Origin of the sequence: Neobacillus niacini (assembly GCF_030817695.1) — a bacterium.
GTDB classification, from domain to species: domain Bacteria; phylum Bacillota; class Bacilli; order Bacillales; family Cytobacillaceae; genus Neobacillus; species Neobacillus niacini_F.
Genome location: NZ_JAUSZQ010000002.1, coordinates 4,400,969 through 4,418,495, shown reverse-complemented (window position 1 = coordinate 4,418,495; position 17,527 = coordinate 4,400,969). Strand labels below are relative to the sequence as shown.

The 17,527-nt window shown below is 36.0% G+C and carries 22 protein-coding genes; 14 read left to right on the top strand and 8 right to left on the bottom strand.

What is annotated here, in order from left to right:
- Nucleotides 1-140 precede the first annotated feature (140 nt).
- Complete coding sequence (locus tag QFZ28_RS22310; RefSeq protein ID WP_307196689.1) at nt 141-293, top strand: hypothetical protein; 153 nt, start codon at nt 141-143, stop codon at nt 291-293.
- Between the two features lie 81 nt (nt 294-374).
- On the opposite strand, the gene QFZ28_RS22305 is transcribed toward QFZ28_RS22310, so the two are convergent.
- Nucleotides 375-1,070: a response regulator transcription factor gene (locus tag QFZ28_RS22305; protein ID WP_307196688.1), complete on the bottom strand. Its 696-nt coding sequence runs from the start codon at nt 1,068-1,070 to the stop codon at nt 375-377.
- Nucleotides 1,071-1,301: 231 nt separating this feature from the next.
- Between QFZ28_RS22305 and QFZ28_RS22300 the strand changes: the two genes are divergently transcribed.
- The 4 genes from QFZ28_RS22300 to QFZ28_RS22285 all read left to right on the top strand — a co-directional run bounded on the left by QFZ28_RS22300 (nt 1,302) and on the right by QFZ28_RS22285 (nt 3,834).
- Nucleotides 1,302-1,886 (top strand): YdhK family protein, encoded by a 585-nt coding sequence (locus tag QFZ28_RS22300; protein WP_307196687.1) that lies wholly within the window; start codon nt 1,302-1,304, stop codon nt 1,884-1,886.
- 196 nt (nt 1,887-2,082) lie between these two features.
- Nucleotides 2,083-2,301: a hypothetical protein gene (locus QFZ28_RS22295; RefSeq protein ID WP_307196686.1), complete on the top strand. Its 219-nt coding sequence runs from the start codon at nt 2,083-2,085 to the stop codon at nt 2,299-2,301.
- Nucleotides 2,298-2,837, top strand: coding sequence for a DUF2269 domain-containing protein (locus QFZ28_RS22290; RefSeq protein WP_307196685.1), 540 nt, complete (start codon nt 2,298-2,300; stop codon nt 2,835-2,837). The genes QFZ28_RS22295 and QFZ28_RS22290 overlap by 4 nt, the downstream gene beginning before the upstream one ends.
- Nucleotide 2,838: 1 nt before the next feature.
- Nucleotides 2,839-3,834, top strand: a complete 996-nt coding sequence (locus tag QFZ28_RS22285) for a F510_1955 family glycosylhydrolase (protein ID WP_307196684.1) — start codon at nt 2,839-2,841, stop codon at nt 3,832-3,834.
- Here the strand turns inward: QFZ28_RS22285 and QFZ28_RS22280 are convergent.
- Nucleotides 3,826-4,215, bottom strand: coding sequence for a hypothetical protein (locus QFZ28_RS22280; protein ID WP_307196683.1), 390 nt, complete (start codon nt 4,213-4,215; stop codon nt 3,826-3,828). The two genes, QFZ28_RS22285 and QFZ28_RS22280, sit on opposite strands and share 9 nt — an antisense overlap.
- A gap of 258 nt (nt 4,216-4,473) precedes the next feature.
- Between QFZ28_RS22280 and QFZ28_RS22275 the strand changes: the two genes are divergently transcribed.
- From QFZ28_RS22275 to QFZ28_RS22265, 3 genes are all read left to right on the top strand, one after another.
- The gene (locus QFZ28_RS22275) at nt 4,474-4,971 is read left to right on the top strand and encodes a hypothetical protein (protein ID WP_307196682.1); all 498 of its coding nucleotides are present in this window, start codon (nt 4,474-4,476) and stop codon (nt 4,969-4,971) included.
- A complete protein-coding gene (locus QFZ28_RS22270) occupies nt 4,971-6,335 on the top strand; it encodes a 4Fe-4S binding protein (RefSeq protein WP_307196681.1) in 1,365 nt (454 codons plus the stop codon). Before QFZ28_RS22275 ends, QFZ28_RS22270 begins: the two co-directional genes overlap by 1 nt.
- 219 nt (nt 6,336-6,554) lie before the next feature.
- Entirely contained in the window at nt 6,555-6,923 is a 369-nt protein-coding gene (locus tag QFZ28_RS22265) for a hypothetical protein (protein WP_307196680.1), read from the top strand.
- Between the two features lie 183 nt (nt 6,924-7,106).
- Here QFZ28_RS22265 and QFZ28_RS22260 read toward each other — a convergent pair whose 3' ends face one another.
- Entirely contained in the window at nt 7,107-7,649 is a 543-nt protein-coding gene (locus QFZ28_RS22260) for an NADPH-dependent FMN reductase (protein ID WP_307196679.1), read from the bottom strand.
- Nucleotides 7,650-7,843: 194 nt separating this feature from the next.
- Between QFZ28_RS22260 and trpB the strand changes: the two genes are divergently transcribed.
- The 6 genes from trpB (at nt 7,844) to QFZ28_RS22230 (ending at nt 12,926) form a co-directional block, all read left to right on the top strand.
- Entirely contained in the window at nt 7,844-9,010 is a 1,167-nt protein-coding gene (gene trpB / locus QFZ28_RS22255) for a tryptophan synthase subunit beta (protein ID WP_307196678.1), read from the top strand.
- Nucleotides 9,011-9,271: 261 nt separating this feature from the next.
- A complete protein-coding gene (locus QFZ28_RS22250; RefSeq protein ID WP_307196677.1) occupies nt 9,272-9,886 on the top strand; it encodes a YitT family protein in 615 nt (204 codons plus the stop codon).
- 292 nt (nt 9,887-10,178) lie between these two features.
- Entirely contained in the window at nt 10,179-10,619 is a 441-nt protein-coding gene (locus QFZ28_RS22245; protein WP_307196676.1) for a hypothetical protein, read from the top strand.
- Between the two features lie 19 nt (nt 10,620-10,638).
- A complete protein-coding gene (locus tag QFZ28_RS22240) occupies nt 10,639-11,241 on the top strand; it encodes a hypothetical protein (protein ID WP_307196675.1) in 603 nt (200 codons plus the stop codon).
- Between the two features lie 20 nt (nt 11,242-11,261).
- Entirely contained in the window at nt 11,262-11,831 is a 570-nt protein-coding gene (locus QFZ28_RS22235; protein WP_307196674.1) for a polyhydroxyalkanoate biosynthesis repressor PhaR, read from the top strand.
- 21 nt (nt 11,832-11,852) lie between these two features.
- Nucleotides 11,853-12,926: an alpha/beta fold hydrolase gene (locus tag QFZ28_RS22230; protein ID WP_307196673.1), complete on the top strand. Its 1,074-nt coding sequence runs from the start codon at nt 11,853-11,855 to the stop codon at nt 12,924-12,926.
- 69 nt (nt 12,927-12,995) lie between these two features.
- Here the strand turns inward: QFZ28_RS22230 and QFZ28_RS22225 are convergent, their stop codons facing one another.
- From QFZ28_RS22225 to QFZ28_RS22205, 5 genes are all read right to left on the bottom strand, one after another.
- Nucleotides 12,996-13,766 (bottom strand): alpha/beta fold hydrolase, encoded by a 771-nt coding sequence (locus QFZ28_RS22225; RefSeq protein ID WP_307196672.1) that lies wholly within the window; start codon nt 13,764-13,766, stop codon nt 12,996-12,998.
- 192 nt (nt 13,767-13,958) lie between these two features.
- Nucleotides 13,959-14,432, bottom strand: coding sequence for a PepSY domain-containing protein (locus QFZ28_RS22220; RefSeq protein ID WP_307196671.1), 474 nt, complete (start codon nt 14,430-14,432; stop codon nt 13,959-13,961).
- A gap of 148 nt (nt 14,433-14,580) precedes the next feature.
- Nucleotides 14,581-15,327: a PepSY domain-containing protein gene (locus QFZ28_RS22215; protein WP_307196670.1), complete on the bottom strand. Its 747-nt coding sequence runs from the start codon at nt 15,325-15,327 to the stop codon at nt 14,581-14,583.
- Between the two features lie 67 nt (nt 15,328-15,394).
- The gene (locus QFZ28_RS22210) at nt 15,395-16,756 is read right to left on the bottom strand and encodes a sensor histidine kinase (RefSeq protein WP_307196669.1); all 1,362 of its coding nucleotides are present in this window, start codon (nt 16,754-16,756) and stop codon (nt 15,395-15,397) included.
- A complete protein-coding gene (locus QFZ28_RS22205; RefSeq protein WP_307196668.1) occupies nt 16,753-17,466 on the bottom strand; it encodes a response regulator transcription factor in 714 nt (237 codons plus the stop codon). Before QFZ28_RS22205 ends, QFZ28_RS22210 begins: the two co-directional genes overlap by 4 nt.
- Between the last annotated feature and the right edge of the window lie 61 nt (nt 17,467-17,527).

Sequence of the window (17,527 nt, the reverse complement as noted above, 5' to 3'; positions counted from 1 at the left end):
GTGAAGAAAGTATGCAGATGGTCAAATTATAGTTTGAAAAATTGCTACAAAATCTTGTTAGTTTCTGCACAATTCTTATATAAACTCAAAATTAATTAATACCTTTTCTTCACATTCTAGGAGATTTAAGGAGGAGCAAAATGAATAATGAGCACCTAATGAAGTTTAGACTTCGACAAATGGAGAAGGAATCAAAATCAACATTAAAGAAGAAAAATACGATCGTTCTTGCAGTGGAGAAAAGTGTCAGTGCCATTAAATATCTATCAAATTTCAAAAATCGCTTCCAATAGGAAACGATTTTTTGATTTTTTCTTCAAAACTCGTATATTAGAATACACTGCTTGTGCTATCAGGGAAATAATAATAATTTATTAACTAGATGTTTCAGGGTCTTCATTTACCCACTTATATCCGACGCCCCAAACCGTAAAAAGATGGTTATCTACAGGAAATCCTGCATTTCGCAATTTTTCTCGTAGATTTCTAATATGGGAATCAATGGTTCGATCATCAATATGGGAATTTAATCCCCATATGATTGACAATAAATGGTCACGAGAAAATACTTTGTGAGGATTCTTTAAAAATAAGCCAATTAATGCAAATTCTTTAGGAGTTACTTGAATAACTTGGCTTTGATATTTTAATTCAACAGATTCTTCTTTCCATTCTAAACCTTTAAAAACCAGTAGTTTTTCTTTTAAATCACTTGTTCTTCTTAATAAGGCTTCAATTCGTGCTAATAATTCATCTTCGTTGAAAGGCTTCGTCACATAATCATCTGCTCCAAATTTTAATCCTTTAATGACATCCACAGTCTCACTTCTAGCAGTTAGCATAATAATCGGAACATTGGAAAACTCCCTTATTTTTTTGCAAGTCGTCCAGCCATCCATTTCGGGCATCATAACATCAAGAATCACTATATCAATTTTTTCTTCTTCTAATAAATTCAAGGCATCTTTACCGGATTCCGACTTTATACATTTAAAGCCATGGGGTTCTAAATATAGACCTAAAAGGTTCAGCATTCGGGTTTCATCATCAACAAGTAAAATAGTTACCATAATTCCACCACCTTAAAAACTGTTTATATCTAATAATATAAGAAAAATATGAAGAATCTTTGCAGATTTTAAATATATAATTATATTTTTAAATTGTGTTTATTACGGAAAGGATAAACAAAATGAGTATAGTGATAATTCAAACGGTATTTAATCAATTTCCATAATTTCTGCATATTTTTGTGCTAATCTATAAAAGGTTTAAATAAAAGGTAAAGGAGTAGTTATTAGATGTTAAAAAAAAGTTTTAAAAAACCAGTTTTCCTATTATTGACAGCTCTTTTCTTGATTTTAGGAGCCTGTTCAAATGCTAATGATGAAACCGGAGAAAAAAAACAAGGTACTGAATCAAACGAAAGCACACACGGTGCTCACTCTAATATGAACCATTCTGGTTCAAGTGAGGTCCCTGAAGGCATGAAGGTATCTGATAATCCAAAATATGAAGTAGGTAGTCAAGCAATTATTGAATCAGATCACATGGAAGGTATGAAGGGAGCTGTGGCAACGATTGTGGGTGCCTATGACACTACTGTCTATACTATTTCTTACACTCCTACAGATGGAGGGGAAAGAGTGGAAAACCATAAATGGGTTATTCACGAGGAGATACAAGATGCTGGGGACGAACCTTTTAAACCTGGATCAGAAGTAACGATAAATGCAGAGCATATGGAAGGTATGGATGGAGTAACAGCAGAAATTGATTCAGCAGAAGCAACAACCGTATATATGGTTGACTTCACTACCACCGACGGAGAAGAAGTTACAAATCATAAATGGGTAACAGAAAGTGAATTATCACCAACTAAATAAAAATTAAACAGTATATGTTATAACACTTAAGAGCTTATCCATTTAAATGATAAGCTCTTTTACTAGGGAAAAAGGGGGCTAACTTTTTTTGATTTATTGGGTTCAGAGTTACGAAAATGCCTTTTTGTTAAACTTCATTTCCAAAAAATTTGCTATACTGAAATAAACAATCCCATACAAAGAGGAGGATTTCACCATGAAAAAATCATTGTCACGACATGTAGAAGACGACCAAACGAACTTACCAGACCAAGAATCCAACATTAAGACCCCTCTTTGGGTGAAGGTGTTTGGGATCATAGGCATTATACTCGTGCTGTTGTTTGTCATTCTCCATCTTACTGGGAATAGTTTTGGTCCTGGTCTCCATCAACCGCCATCTAGTGTCAATGAACAAGGAGAACAACTGCCATGACTATGACACCCCGATTCCATAAGTTTGCACTTACAGCCCATGTTATTTCCTCGGTTGGCTGGGTAGGATCTGTCGCATGCTTCCTAGCACTCGCTATCGCGGGTCTCACCAGCCACGATGGACAAATGGTGCGTGCAACCTATCTATCAATGGAGTTAATCACACAGTACATAATAGTACCTTTATGTCTCGCTTCACTGTTAACAGGGCTTGTCCAGTCACTCGGTACCAAATGGGGTTTATTTTGCCACTATTGGATATTAATAAAATTCTTGATAACGATTATTTCAACTATCGGTTTGCTAGTGCATATGCAGCCAATAAGCTACATGGCTACAGTAACGGCAGAGTCAATGTCGTCCAGTATTAATCACCGTTTGCAAATTCAACTCGTGGCTACCTCTGGCGCAGCCCTGTTGGCTTTGATAGTAGCTACAACGCTTTCTGTATACAAACCTAAGGGGATGACCCCGTACGGATGGCGTAAGTATTATAAGCAGCATAGAGTGTCACAACGATATTTGGGAGTGAAATGAATTGAAAAAGATATTAAGTACTATTGGCCAGATGATTATTATATTTAGCTTAGCTGCATGTAGTCAGGAAGCTAAGGAGACTCCAGCAACGACACCTGAAAAACAATCACAGAATGGTGGGGATTCTGCTGTTAACAATGATGAAAAAGGAGCTATTTCATCAAACAGTTTTTTTGAACCATTCAAGGGAAACATTGACCATATCCACGGAATTGGTTATGCAGGCAATCAAAATGCTGTCTTTTTTGCTGCACATGATGGTCTAAAGATTTATGAATTTGGTAAATGGTATAAGACGAAAAAAGAAAATAATGACTATATGGGGTTTAATGCTACAGAGCAGGGATTCTATTCAAGTGGGCATCCTGGTGTAGATTCAAAGCTTCCAAATCCGATAGGAATCAAAAAAAGTACTGATAGTGGAGAAACGATAGAAGATATTGCACTCGAGGGTGAGACTGATTTTCATGTAATGGGTGTTGGGTATAGAAACAATGCAATTTTTGTTTTAAATCCAGAGAAAAACTCGTTAATGGAATCAAACAAATTTTATAGGAGTGAAGATGGCGGTGAGACATGGAGTGAAGCAAACGTTAATGGGTTAAAGGATGAAATCTTAAGTGTTGCTTTACATCCAGATAATGCTGCTATAGTAGCCGCCGCAGGAAAGAATGGTATTTATTTGTCAAAGAATAAAGGAGAAAGTTTCGAACTTATCACAAAAAAGATGCAGGGTACTTCAGTATTTTTTATAGAAGATAGTCTATGGTATGGAAGTTATAGTGGAACACCAAAACTCGTAAAGCGGTCATTAAATGACGAGTCTGAAGAGGAAGTTGCTCTTCCAGAAATGAAGCAGGATGCTGTTCTGTATTTTGCGGTAAATCCCCAGAATGAAGAAGAAATGACGTTTGTTTCTTTTAATGGAAGCATCTATCAAACAACTGATGGTGCGGAAACTTGGAAGCTTGTCGTAGCAGAGGGGAAATTACAGTAAAACATCACCAGACAAATATGTAAAAGAATCGGTAAAGCTGTTGCTAGGTAAAGCAACGGCTTTTTCAATGTTATAGTAATTCTTCATAATGAAATCAGCACTATTCATGCCCATTCCATGCTCGAAGTTATGATGAGAATGGAATAAATATTGCAGGGCCCCGGCCACGACCACTTGATATCTTTGAAACATACGTTTATATCTCTGTTTTACATGGTCATTACGTGCAATCCAAACTTTATATCCTAATGAATTCCCTAAACGGGCAAGATGAAACTGCATTTCGGAATGTGTATTTTCTTCGTTCTCATCATCTATTACTGCTTTCCGGCGACGAGTTTTGGCCTTTTCATTTAAAATTCCTACTGCCCATTTTTTCACCTCTTACAACTCCTTTCTTTTATTACCTTCATTTTAATTCAAAAATTTGCAGAAAAAATGGAAATATCATGTTGATTTTATGAATTTTCAACTTGTGAATTTTTGTTTATTACAAAAGTATGAACAACTCTTAAATAAAAGTGTCGTGTCATATTATCTCCATTAAAAATGCATAAAAACTGCAAATTTACCTATTAAATTATAGTTGTAATCAAAAGAAATGTTTTATTTGTAATTAACTTTTTGGAGGTGGAATAATTGAAAAAGGGGTTTATATCTTTTTTCGTAGTAGCATTTATTTTTTCTTTTAATCTATCAGTATTGGCAGACGAAGGACATGACGAGAATGTAAAACAGGCAACAGAAAATTTTAAAAACGGCACTAATGGCGAACATAGTGAAGAAGCAGATACTCATTTAGAAAAAGCAGTTTCTCATTCGGAAGAAGCAGATTCCCATTCAGAAGAGGAGGAGGCTCATGATAATGAGGCCGAAGCTCATTCGGAAGCTGCCGATGCTCATTCTGATGCAGTAGATGCACACGGTGAAGATGAGGACACTCACGATAAAGAGATAGGTGCTCATTCTGAAGAGGAAGAAGATCATGGAGATGAAGCAGAAGCTGATGACCATCATGGACCTGTAGTGGAAACACCGCCAAACTATAAAGTTTTAGGGACATACGGAGCAGTTAATCTATCATTTATCTTAATAGGTGTATGGAATAAATGGTTCAGAAGGAAGGGGAATAAATAATGGCAATGCCTGAGAAAAACGTAAAAACAGAAAAGGAACCTTATGACCTCTTATCGATTCCGTTGGCTAAAAAGTTTGTAAAAAGTAAATGGTATCCGGGAATTTTTCAATGGATTGTAATTACTGTGTTTTCCATCATCGTCTTTGAGTTAGTAATGGGAACGGTTAATCCTAGTAAAAACTTTGGAACCACAATGACTTGGGTGTTATGGTGGCCAATAATACCTATTCTATTTCTAGTAGCCGGCCGTTTCTGGTGTGCGATATGTCCGTTCGGTAAGTTAAGTGACATCGTCCGTAAAACGATTGGTGCTAATCGCCCAATGCCTAAGTTTCTAAGGAAGTATGGAATTTGGCTAATTGATTTATTCTTTATTGCGATCACATATAGTGATCATGTATGGGGAATCGTAGAATCGCCGCGAGGATCTGGTTACTTACTCCTTTTACTAGTTACAATGGTTGTAGCAACTTCTGTTTTTTATGAAAGAAGAACATTTTGTAAAACACTCTGTTTCCTTGGAGGTCTTGCAGGTAACTATGCACGATCTGGAGCAGTAAAAGTACAGGCAACACCGGATATTTGTAAAACATGTAAAGTCCAATCATGCTATAAAGGAACAGAAAAAGTAGAAGGATGTCCAATGTTCCAATTCCCAAGAACAATGGAGTCAAGCGCAGAATGTAATATTTGTGCTAACTGTGTTAAGAACTGTCCGAATGATTCCATAAAGATCACTACCAGGATTCCTACAAAAGAATTGTGGGGCTTAAAGAATCCAAAACTTGAGCATGCTTCATTAGCTGCTGTAATCATGGGGATTGTGTTTGTACAGAACATTACGATGCTTGAACCATGGCAATCTATATTAAATGCTATTGGAACTGTTACGAGAACGGATGGCTATGTTGTAAACTTTACTGTAGCCTTTATTATTGCAATGGCAATTCCTATTCTTCTATTGTTAGGGACTGCAAAGATTGCATCATTTTTTGGAATGGAAGGTACAGTGAAGAAGAACTTCACCCGTTTTGGATATGCGATTATTCCTTTAGATTTAGCAGGTCATTTAGGGCATAATTTATTCCATATTTTTACTGAAGGGAAGGCTGTCTGGTATAACTCTATTGGTTTATTTGGGGTAAAATCAAATCCAACAAGCCTAAGTCTTGCCTCTACTCCAATGGTACAAATGATTCAGTATATCATTATTTTAGTAGGTTTAGTTGGTACAACTTATGTAGTTTACAGAATGGGCAAAAAGGAATCATTTAAAGCTATGCTGCCATATTATGTACTGATGTTTGCGCTAGCAGTTGCGAATATTTACTTATTCTCACTTCCAATGAGTCATAGAGTATAATAAAAGCGGTCTATCTTGAACAAAATCATCATTTTATGAAGAGGAACCACAATGGTTCTTCTTTTTTGTCTTTAAAATTTTGTTGTCAAAATGAAATGATACCCATACAATAAATTAAAAGTTGGTCTAAGTAAATTTATTAGGTTAAAGGAAAAATTGGACATAAATACATTAATTTATTTACAACTCGCCTTTAATTAATCGAATGAGGTGATAAGTGTGTGTGCTCCTAATAGTTTTATTGAACAACAAGCCTTTGAAATGTACGAAAAGATACAGAAAAATTCTGTATACAATTTGATAAGGGTAGATTATTCTGAAGGCAGCAATCAAGTGTCTTATTCACAAGTTAATAACATAAGAAATGGGTCAGCATTAATTACCAGAATAGTCCTAGAAGATAAGGACGGAACTCTATATATCGTTGAACCTAATCCAAATGGGGTAAGGTTTGCAAGTGGGGAAATTACTTATAAAGAGTACAAAAAACTGCAAAAAAGGGAAGAAGTAAATGGAATTGCTACTTTCTTTGTAATACTTGTTTTTTTTAGCGGATCTATGTATTTCTTAATGAAGATTTTTACCTAAAATAATAGCAGAAAAAACACCTCGATTCATGGGAAGATACATTTCGATTTCCCTCGGCACTAACTAATTCTACATCCAGTAAGGACTACTATAAACAATATAAAAGCAGAAGTGGTCACTTATAAGGAGTTGAAATAAAAAACTATAAAACGCATGGATATTGTCCATGCGTTTTACAATTATTTACTTTGTTTTTTTTATCCAATTTATGTAGTTTTCAATGACAGTATCAATGAACTGAATGGTTGGCTCATGAACAAGGTTTCCAGATTCGTTGAGCTTTTCATGAACGGCACCAATGAATACTTCATTTCCCGGAAGTGTTAGTGCAGATATCCCAGGAGAGTTTAAAATCTGTCGTAAGTGCATCTGCGCTCGGGCGGTTCCCAATACGCCTGGGGAACTGCCGACGATCATGACAGGTTTACCTGCCAAGACTTTATCGACACGAGAAAACCAATCAATTGCATTTTTTAAAAAGGCAGGAATAGAGTGGTTGTACTCAGGTGTAACAAAAAGAACACCGTCACTTTCAGCGACCTTTTTCTTAATCTCTGTTACGATTTCCGGCGGTGTCAGCTCATCATCTTGATTATACATTGGAAGTTTTTCAATCGGCAAAATCTCAATCTCTGCCGTTTTTTGATACCTGTTTTGCATATATACCGCTAGTTTTTTATTAAGTGATTCCTTCCGATTACTACCCACAAGTACTGCAATTTTCACGAATATCTCTCCTTTCATGTCAGAATTAATCGTATCACTTTTATGAAGATATTTCATTTTCAAAGTATTGGATGAATTTTGACAAAACTCCTTTTTTAATATGAATGATGTTTGAATATTCAATTATATTAATTTATAATGATTTAAAACTCATATTCTTGAGTAAATAATTGTTAAAAGGAGACGAGCGGAGGATGGAAAAGGTTAGTGTAGAAAGTAGAGGCTATTTTGGTGAGTTCGGGGGAAGTTTTGTTCCTGAAGAACTGCAGCTTGTGCTGAACGGCTTAGAAGCACAATATTTAAAGTATAAAGATGATCCGGATTTCATCGAGGAATTCAACTATTACCTCAAAGAATATGTTGGGCGTGAAAACCCACTGACATTTGCAGAAAATTTAACAAAACAAATGGGCGGAGCAAAAATCTATCTAAAACGAGAAGATTTAAATCATACAGGTGCACACAAAATAAATAATGCAATTGGTCAAATATTATTAGCAAAACGAATGGGTGCAAAGCGAATAATCGCTGAAACTGGGGCAGGTCAGCATGGTGTAGCCACAGCTGCTGCATGTGCCATGTTTGGTATGGAATGTATTATTTACATGGGAAAGCTCGATACCGAGCGTCAGGCGTTAAACGTTTTTAGAATGGAATTATTAGGGGCAAAGGTCATCCCGGTTGAGAAAGGACAAGGCAGATTAAAGGATGCCGTGGATGAAGCCTTAGCAGACCTAGTTCAAAACTATCAAAATACCTTTTATTTATTGGGTTCAGCTGTTGGACCACATCCATACCCATCTATGGTTAAACATTTCCAAAGCATTATTAGTGAAGAATCAAAGCGCCAAATCATTGAAAAAGAAGGAAGGCTGCCAACTGCTGTTATTGCCTGTGCAGGAGGCGGCAGTAATGCAATTGGTGCGTTTGCTCATTATATCGATGAAAAATATGTCCGTTTAATTGGCGTAGAGCCACAAGAAGCACCTACCTTAACAAAAGGAACCCCAGCCATCATCCACGGCTTTAAATGTTTGACGCTTTTAGATGAAGATGGCAATCCCCAGCCTACCTATTCGATTGCTGCAGGATTGGATTATCCAGGTGTTGGACCAGAACATAGCCACTTGAAAACAAGCGGTAGAGCTGAATATGTTACGGTTACTGGGCAGGAAGCATTAGAAGCATTTTTGCTGCTAAGTAAAACGGAAGGGATCATTCCGGCGTTAGAGAGCTCCCACGCCGTTGCCTATGCTATAAAACTAGCAAAAGATTTAACGAAAGATGATGTCCTGGTCGTAAATCTATCAGGTCGTGGCGACAAAGATGTAGAGCAAGTATTTAATATGTTAAAAAAGTAATAGTTTGTGACTAGGCGTGTCGGATAACGACGCGTCTTTTTGTTATTTAAGCGAACATTGCAGAATGACCTTGTAAATTGAAGAAAATATGAGAATCTTGATTCGAGGATAAATATATTAAAATGTTCCTCTTACTTTTATATTCTATCAGGAAGATTTTAAAATGTTTTCGGTGCCTGACCAAAAGGTCGGGCATTTTTGAATGTTTAAGAGAATATAATGAGCTATATCATCCCAATAAATTAACAAAAGGGGCTGTACATGTATAGGGACAGAGTGAAATATTATGCTATTAATAAAAGAACAGACTATACATCGTTGCTAAAAAGATTGCTATTCGTATTTTGTGGTGCAATGCTTACAGCTATAGCGTTACAGTTATTATTGATGAAGAATAATGTAATTGACGGTGGGATTGTTGGAGTCAGCATTATTCTCTCCCATATGACTAGCATTGAAGTTGGTTTCTTTCTCTTATTAATAAATACTCCTTTTTTCTTTATAGGCTATTCTTATCTTGGCAAAAGATTTATTCTATTAAGTCTATTTGCGATCTTTATTCTATCATTCTTTACCCATCTTCTTGAACCAGTTCCTTCGATAACACAAAATCCCTTGATTGTAATTTTTTTAGGAGGAGGATTATTAGGTTTTGGTGTAGGGACTGTTATTCGCTTTGGAGGATCTTTAGATGGTACAGAAATCTTAGCGATTTTATTTAGCAGACGGTCATCTTTTTCAATCGGCCAAATTGTGATGTTCTTTAACTTCTTTATATTCAGCAGCGCTATTTTTATATTTGGCTTGAAGGAGGCAGTAGTTTCTTTAGCAACTTTCTTCATAGCCTATAAAACTATAGATTATACGATAAAATAATAAACATCATATTCTTGTTGTTGATGGCGGTACAAGTGCCAGCGTTCAATAATATAAAAATGCCCATTCAAAAGCGATTGGGCATTTTTGCTGAAAAAATTCAAAAGCGATTGGGCATTTTTGCTGAAAAAATTCAAATGACGAATTCTAAGAAATTTGTCGAACGACGAAGGTTTACAAATGATTCATTTATTATAATAATTTGAATTATAGTAATATTCATGTTAGATTTACTAGAATCATAATTTTTTTACTAAAGTAACATACCAACCAGTTAGATTAAGAGGCTTTTATGGAATCAAAACAACAAGACCCTGTGAATTTTTACAAAAACTTGGAGAAAGAATGGAACAAACAAATCCATGCATCTACCAATTGCCTTACTTTTACACATTCTATTGGAAAATCAGTCGAAAATCACTTAGACCATGTAGTGATTCAACAAAAGGTAATTAACAACTGGTTAACTGTATTGGGTATTCCTAAGAAAGATGATTTTGCCCAGCTCGCCGAAAGAAAAGTAGATTGTGAGGAAAAGCTGGATAATCTTGAAGAAAAACTGTATATGCTAAACGTTGGCTTAAAAAACAATCATTCACAGTTGAAAAAACTTAATACGTCTTTAAGTAGAATGCTTTGTTTTATTAAGAATGAAGTGCAGGATTTAAAGGAAATCAAAATAAAGTCGTTGAAGAATGAACTTGAAGAATTGAAGAGATTATTTGACGACTAACCAAATGGAGGAGAAAACAATGGTTAATAAAAATGAATCAGCAATCGAAAATCAAGAAATTAGGGAAAATCAGCTCTCAAGTTTTGAATTAATGTGGAGAGCTGCTTATGAGGAAGTGGACGAATGGGCAGGGCGTTTGAACCATCGTGATGAAATATTCTTAAATGCTACTAAAAAATTTGTTGAGAGTATTAAAAGAAATCAGGAAAATAGCCAAGCCATTACAGAGCAATTTAAGAGAGAGCTTCTTGAATGGGAGAAATATGCTCGTGAAGAATTACTCATGACTACAACTGCAATACAACATTTTTCCCCTGTAAAGTCTTATGAAGAGATCAATCAAGTAGTTGATGACATTCAAAATAAAACGACATCTTTATTAACCACGCCAATACGTGCTTTAACCACTGGACAAGCACTTGATAAGTACCTAGACAGTGTTGAGCAATATCTTTCTTTTAGAAAGAGAAGTAGAGAGAAGTATATTGAAGCCGTAAAGGGTACAACGAATATTTTATATGAAAATCAAAAAATATTCGTAAATCTATTTGAAAAACAAGTAAAGTCTGCACTTTTACCGTTTCAGCAATATTTGAAGAATGCTTCTGAGTCAAAATCATAACTTTACATGAGGTGAACCAGATGTCGACTAAAAGACCGTATGATCCATATGATTCATTTAAAAAGTATAGTGAAGTTTGGGAAAAACAAATAAATGATTTTATTTTTATTTTGTCCAATAACAATGAATTTGTCAAAATGTCAAATGCAGGGACTGGCGCACACTCCCGTTACTTTGAAGCTTTTAAAAAGAATCAAGAGGCACTCGCAGGTGTGCTCAATATTCCAACTAAAAATGACTTGGCGAATGTTACTTCTTTAACCATTCAAACGGAAGAAAAAATAGAATCCCTTGAAGAACAAATTTGGAATTTACAGGATTCATTGAAATCACAAAGTAAGGATATCGAAAGTGTTGTAGAGATATCCAAGGAAATTATTAAACTAACGAAACAACTAAAAACAGAGTTAGTTAAAACGAAAAAGGAACTTGCAGATTCTAAGAATTTACAAAGTGAACTGCAAGAAATTAAGTTTGAGCTGAATAAATTAAATAACTTTAAAGAGGATATTGAGATACTTAAAAGTCAGATTAAAAAAAATGACCACCCTAAAGAACCGGTCTTACCAGGCTCTGGGTCAACAAAATAACTAGTAAAGGGGGGAAAAGAAGTGGCAGTAGATATACCTTTTAAAGATTTATTTCCGCCGTTGGAAATAGATTCAGAAAAAGATATGAAACGCTGGAAGCACCTTTTTCAAGTGCTAAATGAGCCGGAACCGAAAATTGGGCAAACTCCTAGGACTGAGGTATGGAGAAAAAATAAATCCGTATTATGGCATTACCCGGTAAAACAAAAAAAGTATGGAATCCCTTTATTTTTCGTCTATTCCTTATTTAATAAACCATATATCCTTGATTTTGCTCCTAAGGCAAGCGTAATTGAGGGGCTTACAAACCGTGGATTTGACGTGTATTTATTAGATTGGGGCACTCCGGGATATGAAGATAAAAATATCGGACTGGATACATACATTGAAAAGTATTTGAGAACGGCAGTTAAACGTGCAATTCGCCATTCTGGAGCTGAAGAGATAACAGTTGTGGGTTATTGCCTAGGTGGGACGATTGCCTCTATTTACGCTTCAATCGCGGAAGAACCGATTAAAAATTTGATTGTTGCAACTGTGCCCATTGATTTTACTGAATTTGCTGGTCCAGATAAATGGATGGAGGGTTTTAGGAAAGGGGATATAAATATCGATCGTCTAATTGATGTTTATGGAAACATTCCGTCAACCTATGTGGAAGCAATGTTTCGTGCAGTATCGTCTCCAATTTATTTTAGTAACTATACGACGCTGTTGCATCGAGCCCATGAGGCTAAATATGTGGATAAATGGCGCCGAATGAATAAATGGACAACTGATCAGGTCCCATTTGCAGGCGAGGCATTTAGACAATTAGCGAATAATCTTTTTAAAGAGAACAAGCTTGTTAAAGGCGAATTGATGATGGGCAATAAACATGTAGATTTAAAAAATATTAAATCGAATTTGTTAGTTATTTCCTCATCAAACGATAATTTAGTGCCAGAATCACAGAGCTTGCCAATTATGGATTTGGTTTCTAGTGAGGATAAAACTTACAAGCTGGTTGAGGCAGGTCATGTTTCCTTAGCATTAACCGGATTGTTCGCTGCTGTTGTAAATGAATGGGCTTCCACTCGTTCAAATCCACTCTAAATTGGTGTAATAAACAGGAGTACAAGGTTATATAATGGTTAAGGGAAGAAAGGGAAGGTGTTCCTTCCCTTAACTTGCTTTTTTATGTTTGTTTAAAAAGTTTCGCAGGACCTTGTTAAATGCCTCTTTAGCCTCGAGCTTAGCAATATGTCCTGTATTTCTAAAGATGACAAATTCAGAATTTCTAACTTGTTTATGCATGAATAATTGTATCCAAGGAGGGGTTACAGAATCGTACTGACCGCCAATAATTAACGTAGGAACTTTTATCATTGGAAGCAGGCATAGATTATTCACCTCAAGGCATGCTTTCATTGAAGGAAGATAATAGTCACGATTAGGCTGATAGAATTTATAGAAATTCTCAAAGTTTTCCTCAGTCCAGGAATAAAGGCAAACACGTGCAGCAAATTTTTTTTGCTCCTCAAGGGAAATTGATTCTGATTTTAACTTCCGATATTTTAAAAATAGCTGTCCAAATTGTTTTGGTGCATAATGAAACGTGCTTACGAGCGTAAGGGACCGGCACATGTCTGGTGCTTGACGATAGATTTCTTGTGCAACCATTCCGCCCATTGATAATCCACAAATGTGGGCGCTATCAAGCTCCAGACCTTTTAACAAATTGATAATATCCAATGCAAAGTTTTTGATTGAAATTTTTTCATCTGTAATATACTCTCCATGTCCACGTAAATCTGGAATAATCAGGTCATACTGTTGTGCAAATTCAAACTGATTGGACCAGCCTTCCTTGATTTCTCCAAGACCATGGATAAAAACCAGAGGTTCTCCAGCACCCATTCGTAAATAGGGGATTCCAGCTAACAAATTACCCAATTAAACTACCTCCTAAGGTTGATAATAGTAATCGTTTTACCCATTATTCGGATAGTGTAAACAGGGATATTAATGTAATTAACATATTATATATACATTTTTGTTTTATTATTACTAATAGGTGTAAATTACATATATGGGACAAAAAGAAAACAATCGATTAAACGATTGTTCTTTAATGATCATTATCCATCAATCCTGGTCATCATCATCGTCATCTCGATTATCATTGCTGTCATCATCAAACTTTACTCGGGTGACTTTGCCTGTTTCAGCATCTACCCGAACGTCAACTTCACCTTGATCCGACTGCATCTCAAATTTATATTCTAGTCTGCCATGTTCCATTTCTTGTTCAACTTTGGTAATATTTCCGTTTACCTCATTCACAGCAATTTTTGCTGCTTCTTCAACCGATATTGCCGAAGTGTTCGATTGAGAAGCAGTTGATTTACTGCTGTCATCATCGGATTCTATCTTGTAAAATGTTTGGCCGTGCTCTGTTTCTAGCTCAATTTCCTGACCTTCTTTGATTTCAGGCAAGCTTTGGGTATCAAGATTTATTACTGACGATTTGTCATCTAGATGAATGGAATCATCTGGGCGTGAATCATTCTTTGAAGCACCTACTGCAATAGCTCCACCTAAAACCAGTACCGATGACACTACACCTATTAAAACTTTATTTTTCATTATTTTTTCCTCCTTTTTTCTATTACCTTTCTACAATTTCAGTATATCCACCGAATATGAGAGTAAAAGGAAAGAAACATTAGAAATTCATGAGAAAAGCTTGTTTATGATAATAGTTTTTTTAATCATCATCGTCATCTTCTTTTTTATCACTGGTATGGTCATCCCAAGATACTGACAATACGTCCCCTGTAATGGCATGAATTTGGACAGTTGCTTCACGGTCATCAATTGTTTCGATTTTAACAAGGTAAAAGGTTTGATCACCCTCTATATCCAGCCAAATCTCCTCTACCTCACCCTGTACCTGAGATTTCGCTATTATTATTGCCTCATTTTCTGTTAATCGCTTAGGAGGTTGATTGATTACAGAAGAAGTTGTGGACAGGAAAGCAGCTGAAGTGGCGTCCACAATAATCGTGGTTTGTTTATCAGCTTCATTCACAATTGCTTTATAAGAAGGTTGTTGATTCGTATCAATTTTCTCAAAAGATACAAGCGATCCATTTACTGCATTGAGTACAATTTGTTTTAGTTCCTCTTCCGGCAGCTCTGATTTAGAAGGTGGGTCAGGTTGTGGTGCGGTTGATTCATTACTTTCATCAAAGGATATTATTTTTCCACTTTTTGCATCGAGTTTGATGACGTAAAGTTTATTCTGTTTTTGAAGTTCTATTTGGTATTGCTGGTCCGCTAGTTTTAATAATGTCACCTCTCCTTGGTACCGCTCTTGAACAAGTTTCTGAGCTTCCTGTTCTGTTAACATTTCAGCAGAGGGAGAAAGCTTTCCAAATTGCTGCCAGCTTACCAATACAATAACAATTATGATTGAGCACATGGTTACCCAAAACCAAGATAATCTTTTCACTTTTTATCACCACCTTAGTACCATTAATTTTCTTATATAAAAATGAGAAAGTGATGAGAAAATGCTATTATTTTTCAATATTTTTATTCAGAATCGTAACAGTAGTTCCTGCACCAAGTACACTATCTAAATTTATTCGAACACCAATGGCATCGGCGATTTCCTTGGCAAGCGCCAACCCAAGACCTGAGCCGCCCTGTTTTCTGCTTCTGGCTTTATCTACCCGATAGAACCTGTCAAACACCTTTGGGAGGTCGCATTCATGAATACCAATTCCGGTGTCAATAATTTTAATATAAACTTCATCGTTGTCTTTGCCCAGTTCTACCGAAATGGTTTCATCACTATATTTCCTTGCATTATCCAAAAAAATAAACAACAGCTGCTTGAGCTTTTTTTCATCGGTTTCAATGAATAGAGGAGTATCATTCACCTCTACAAAATCAATTTCACGATGATATGCATTTTTAAATGCTTTGACGGTTTGGTTTATTAAATTGCTAATGTTTAACTGGTTATACTCAATATTCCATTGTTCATGGTGCCTTGCTAACATTAACAACTGTTCTGTCATTTCCTTCATTCGGATTGCCTCAGAGTGAATGGCTTCAATTGATTCAGAGAATAACTTAGGTTCGTTTAAACCTCTTCGTTTTAAAAGACTCGCGTAACTTTCAATTATGGTTAAAGGGGTTTTAAGTTCATGTGACGCATTGGAGACAAATTGTTTCTGTTTATCAAAGTTTACTTCCAATAAATCAATCATATGGTTAAAGGTTTGGCCCATTTGAAAGAGTTCATCTTTCGAGTTACCTTCAAGCTTAAGACGTTTAAAAGCTCCGCTTTGTCTTATTTCCGTCATGGTTCCTGTCATCGTCGTAACTGGCTTTGTAATCAGGTTGCTGAGAATCCGGCTGGAAATTAAAACAGGAATCAACGCAATAAGGGTAACCATGATTAAGACTAGGCGAAGGGTGGATAGATTATTCGTAGCCGTTTCCATACTTTTCGTTATCTGCAAATTGGCGATGCTTCCGTCTTGCATGATGATTGGCATGGATTCAAAGCTAAATAGCCGGTCCTGGTATTCTATTGTTTTACTGACTTCACTACCATAAAATACTGACTTCCTCTTACTTAAGTCATGTGCGCCAGGGCTAGTATACGGAGAGGAGTCATTATTATCCTTCGTAACAATTTGAATCATCCCGTTTATAGGGACATAGGATCTTAAAAGAGTATCTTCGGATATCGTTCCAAGTGATTTTCCAATATTCTCAGATATTTTTTCCATTTCAATATGCGCAGTACTAAGTTCGCTGTCGAGGATTAATTTGTTGAATGAATAATAAATTGTAATATTTATGATGAGGAGCAATATCGCAAATAAAAAAGCCGTATAAAGGTTAATTTTATTTCTCAGTTTCATTTGGAATCCTTCATCACATAACCAACGCCGCGAACCGTATGAATTAACGAGGGAAGATGTGGGAGGTCAATTTTCTTTCTAACATAACGAATATAAACGTCCACAACATTTGTATCTCCGAAAAAGTCATACCCCCATACAGCCTCGAGTATTTGTTCCCTGCTCAACACCTGTCGTTTATTCACCATTAGATAGACTAATAAGTCATATTCCCTTGGAGTCAAATCAATGGAATCCGCGTCGCCTCGAATAACTTCTCTAGATTTTTGATTTATCGATAAATCAGCAAATCGCAGAAGGTCATCGTTTTCATTTTGAGGTTGTTGTTCTTCAGCACGTTTGATTCTTAAGGAAGCACGTATTCTTGCTAACAGCTCTTCAATTTGAAAGGGCTTAGTAATATAATCATTGGCCCCCAAGTCAAGGCCGGATACTTTGTCTTCAACAGAGCTTTTTGCTGTTAATAGGATGACCGGAGTAAGGAGATCATTTTTTCTAATTCGCCGCAGAAGTTCAATCCCGCTTAACCCTGGCAGCATGACATCCAATAATATTAAATCCCAACTGCCATTTCGATAGGCTGCTAGAGCTTCAAGACCGTCGAGTACCTTTGTTACTTTATATCCCTCGTATTCCAGTTCAAGCTCCAATACTCTTGCAATCTTTTCTTCATCCTCAACTACCAGAATACTCCCTTTTTTTGTTGACATTTAAATTCTCCTCATCTCTTATTTCTACATTCTATTCGGCAGTGTAAATACAAAAACCTTT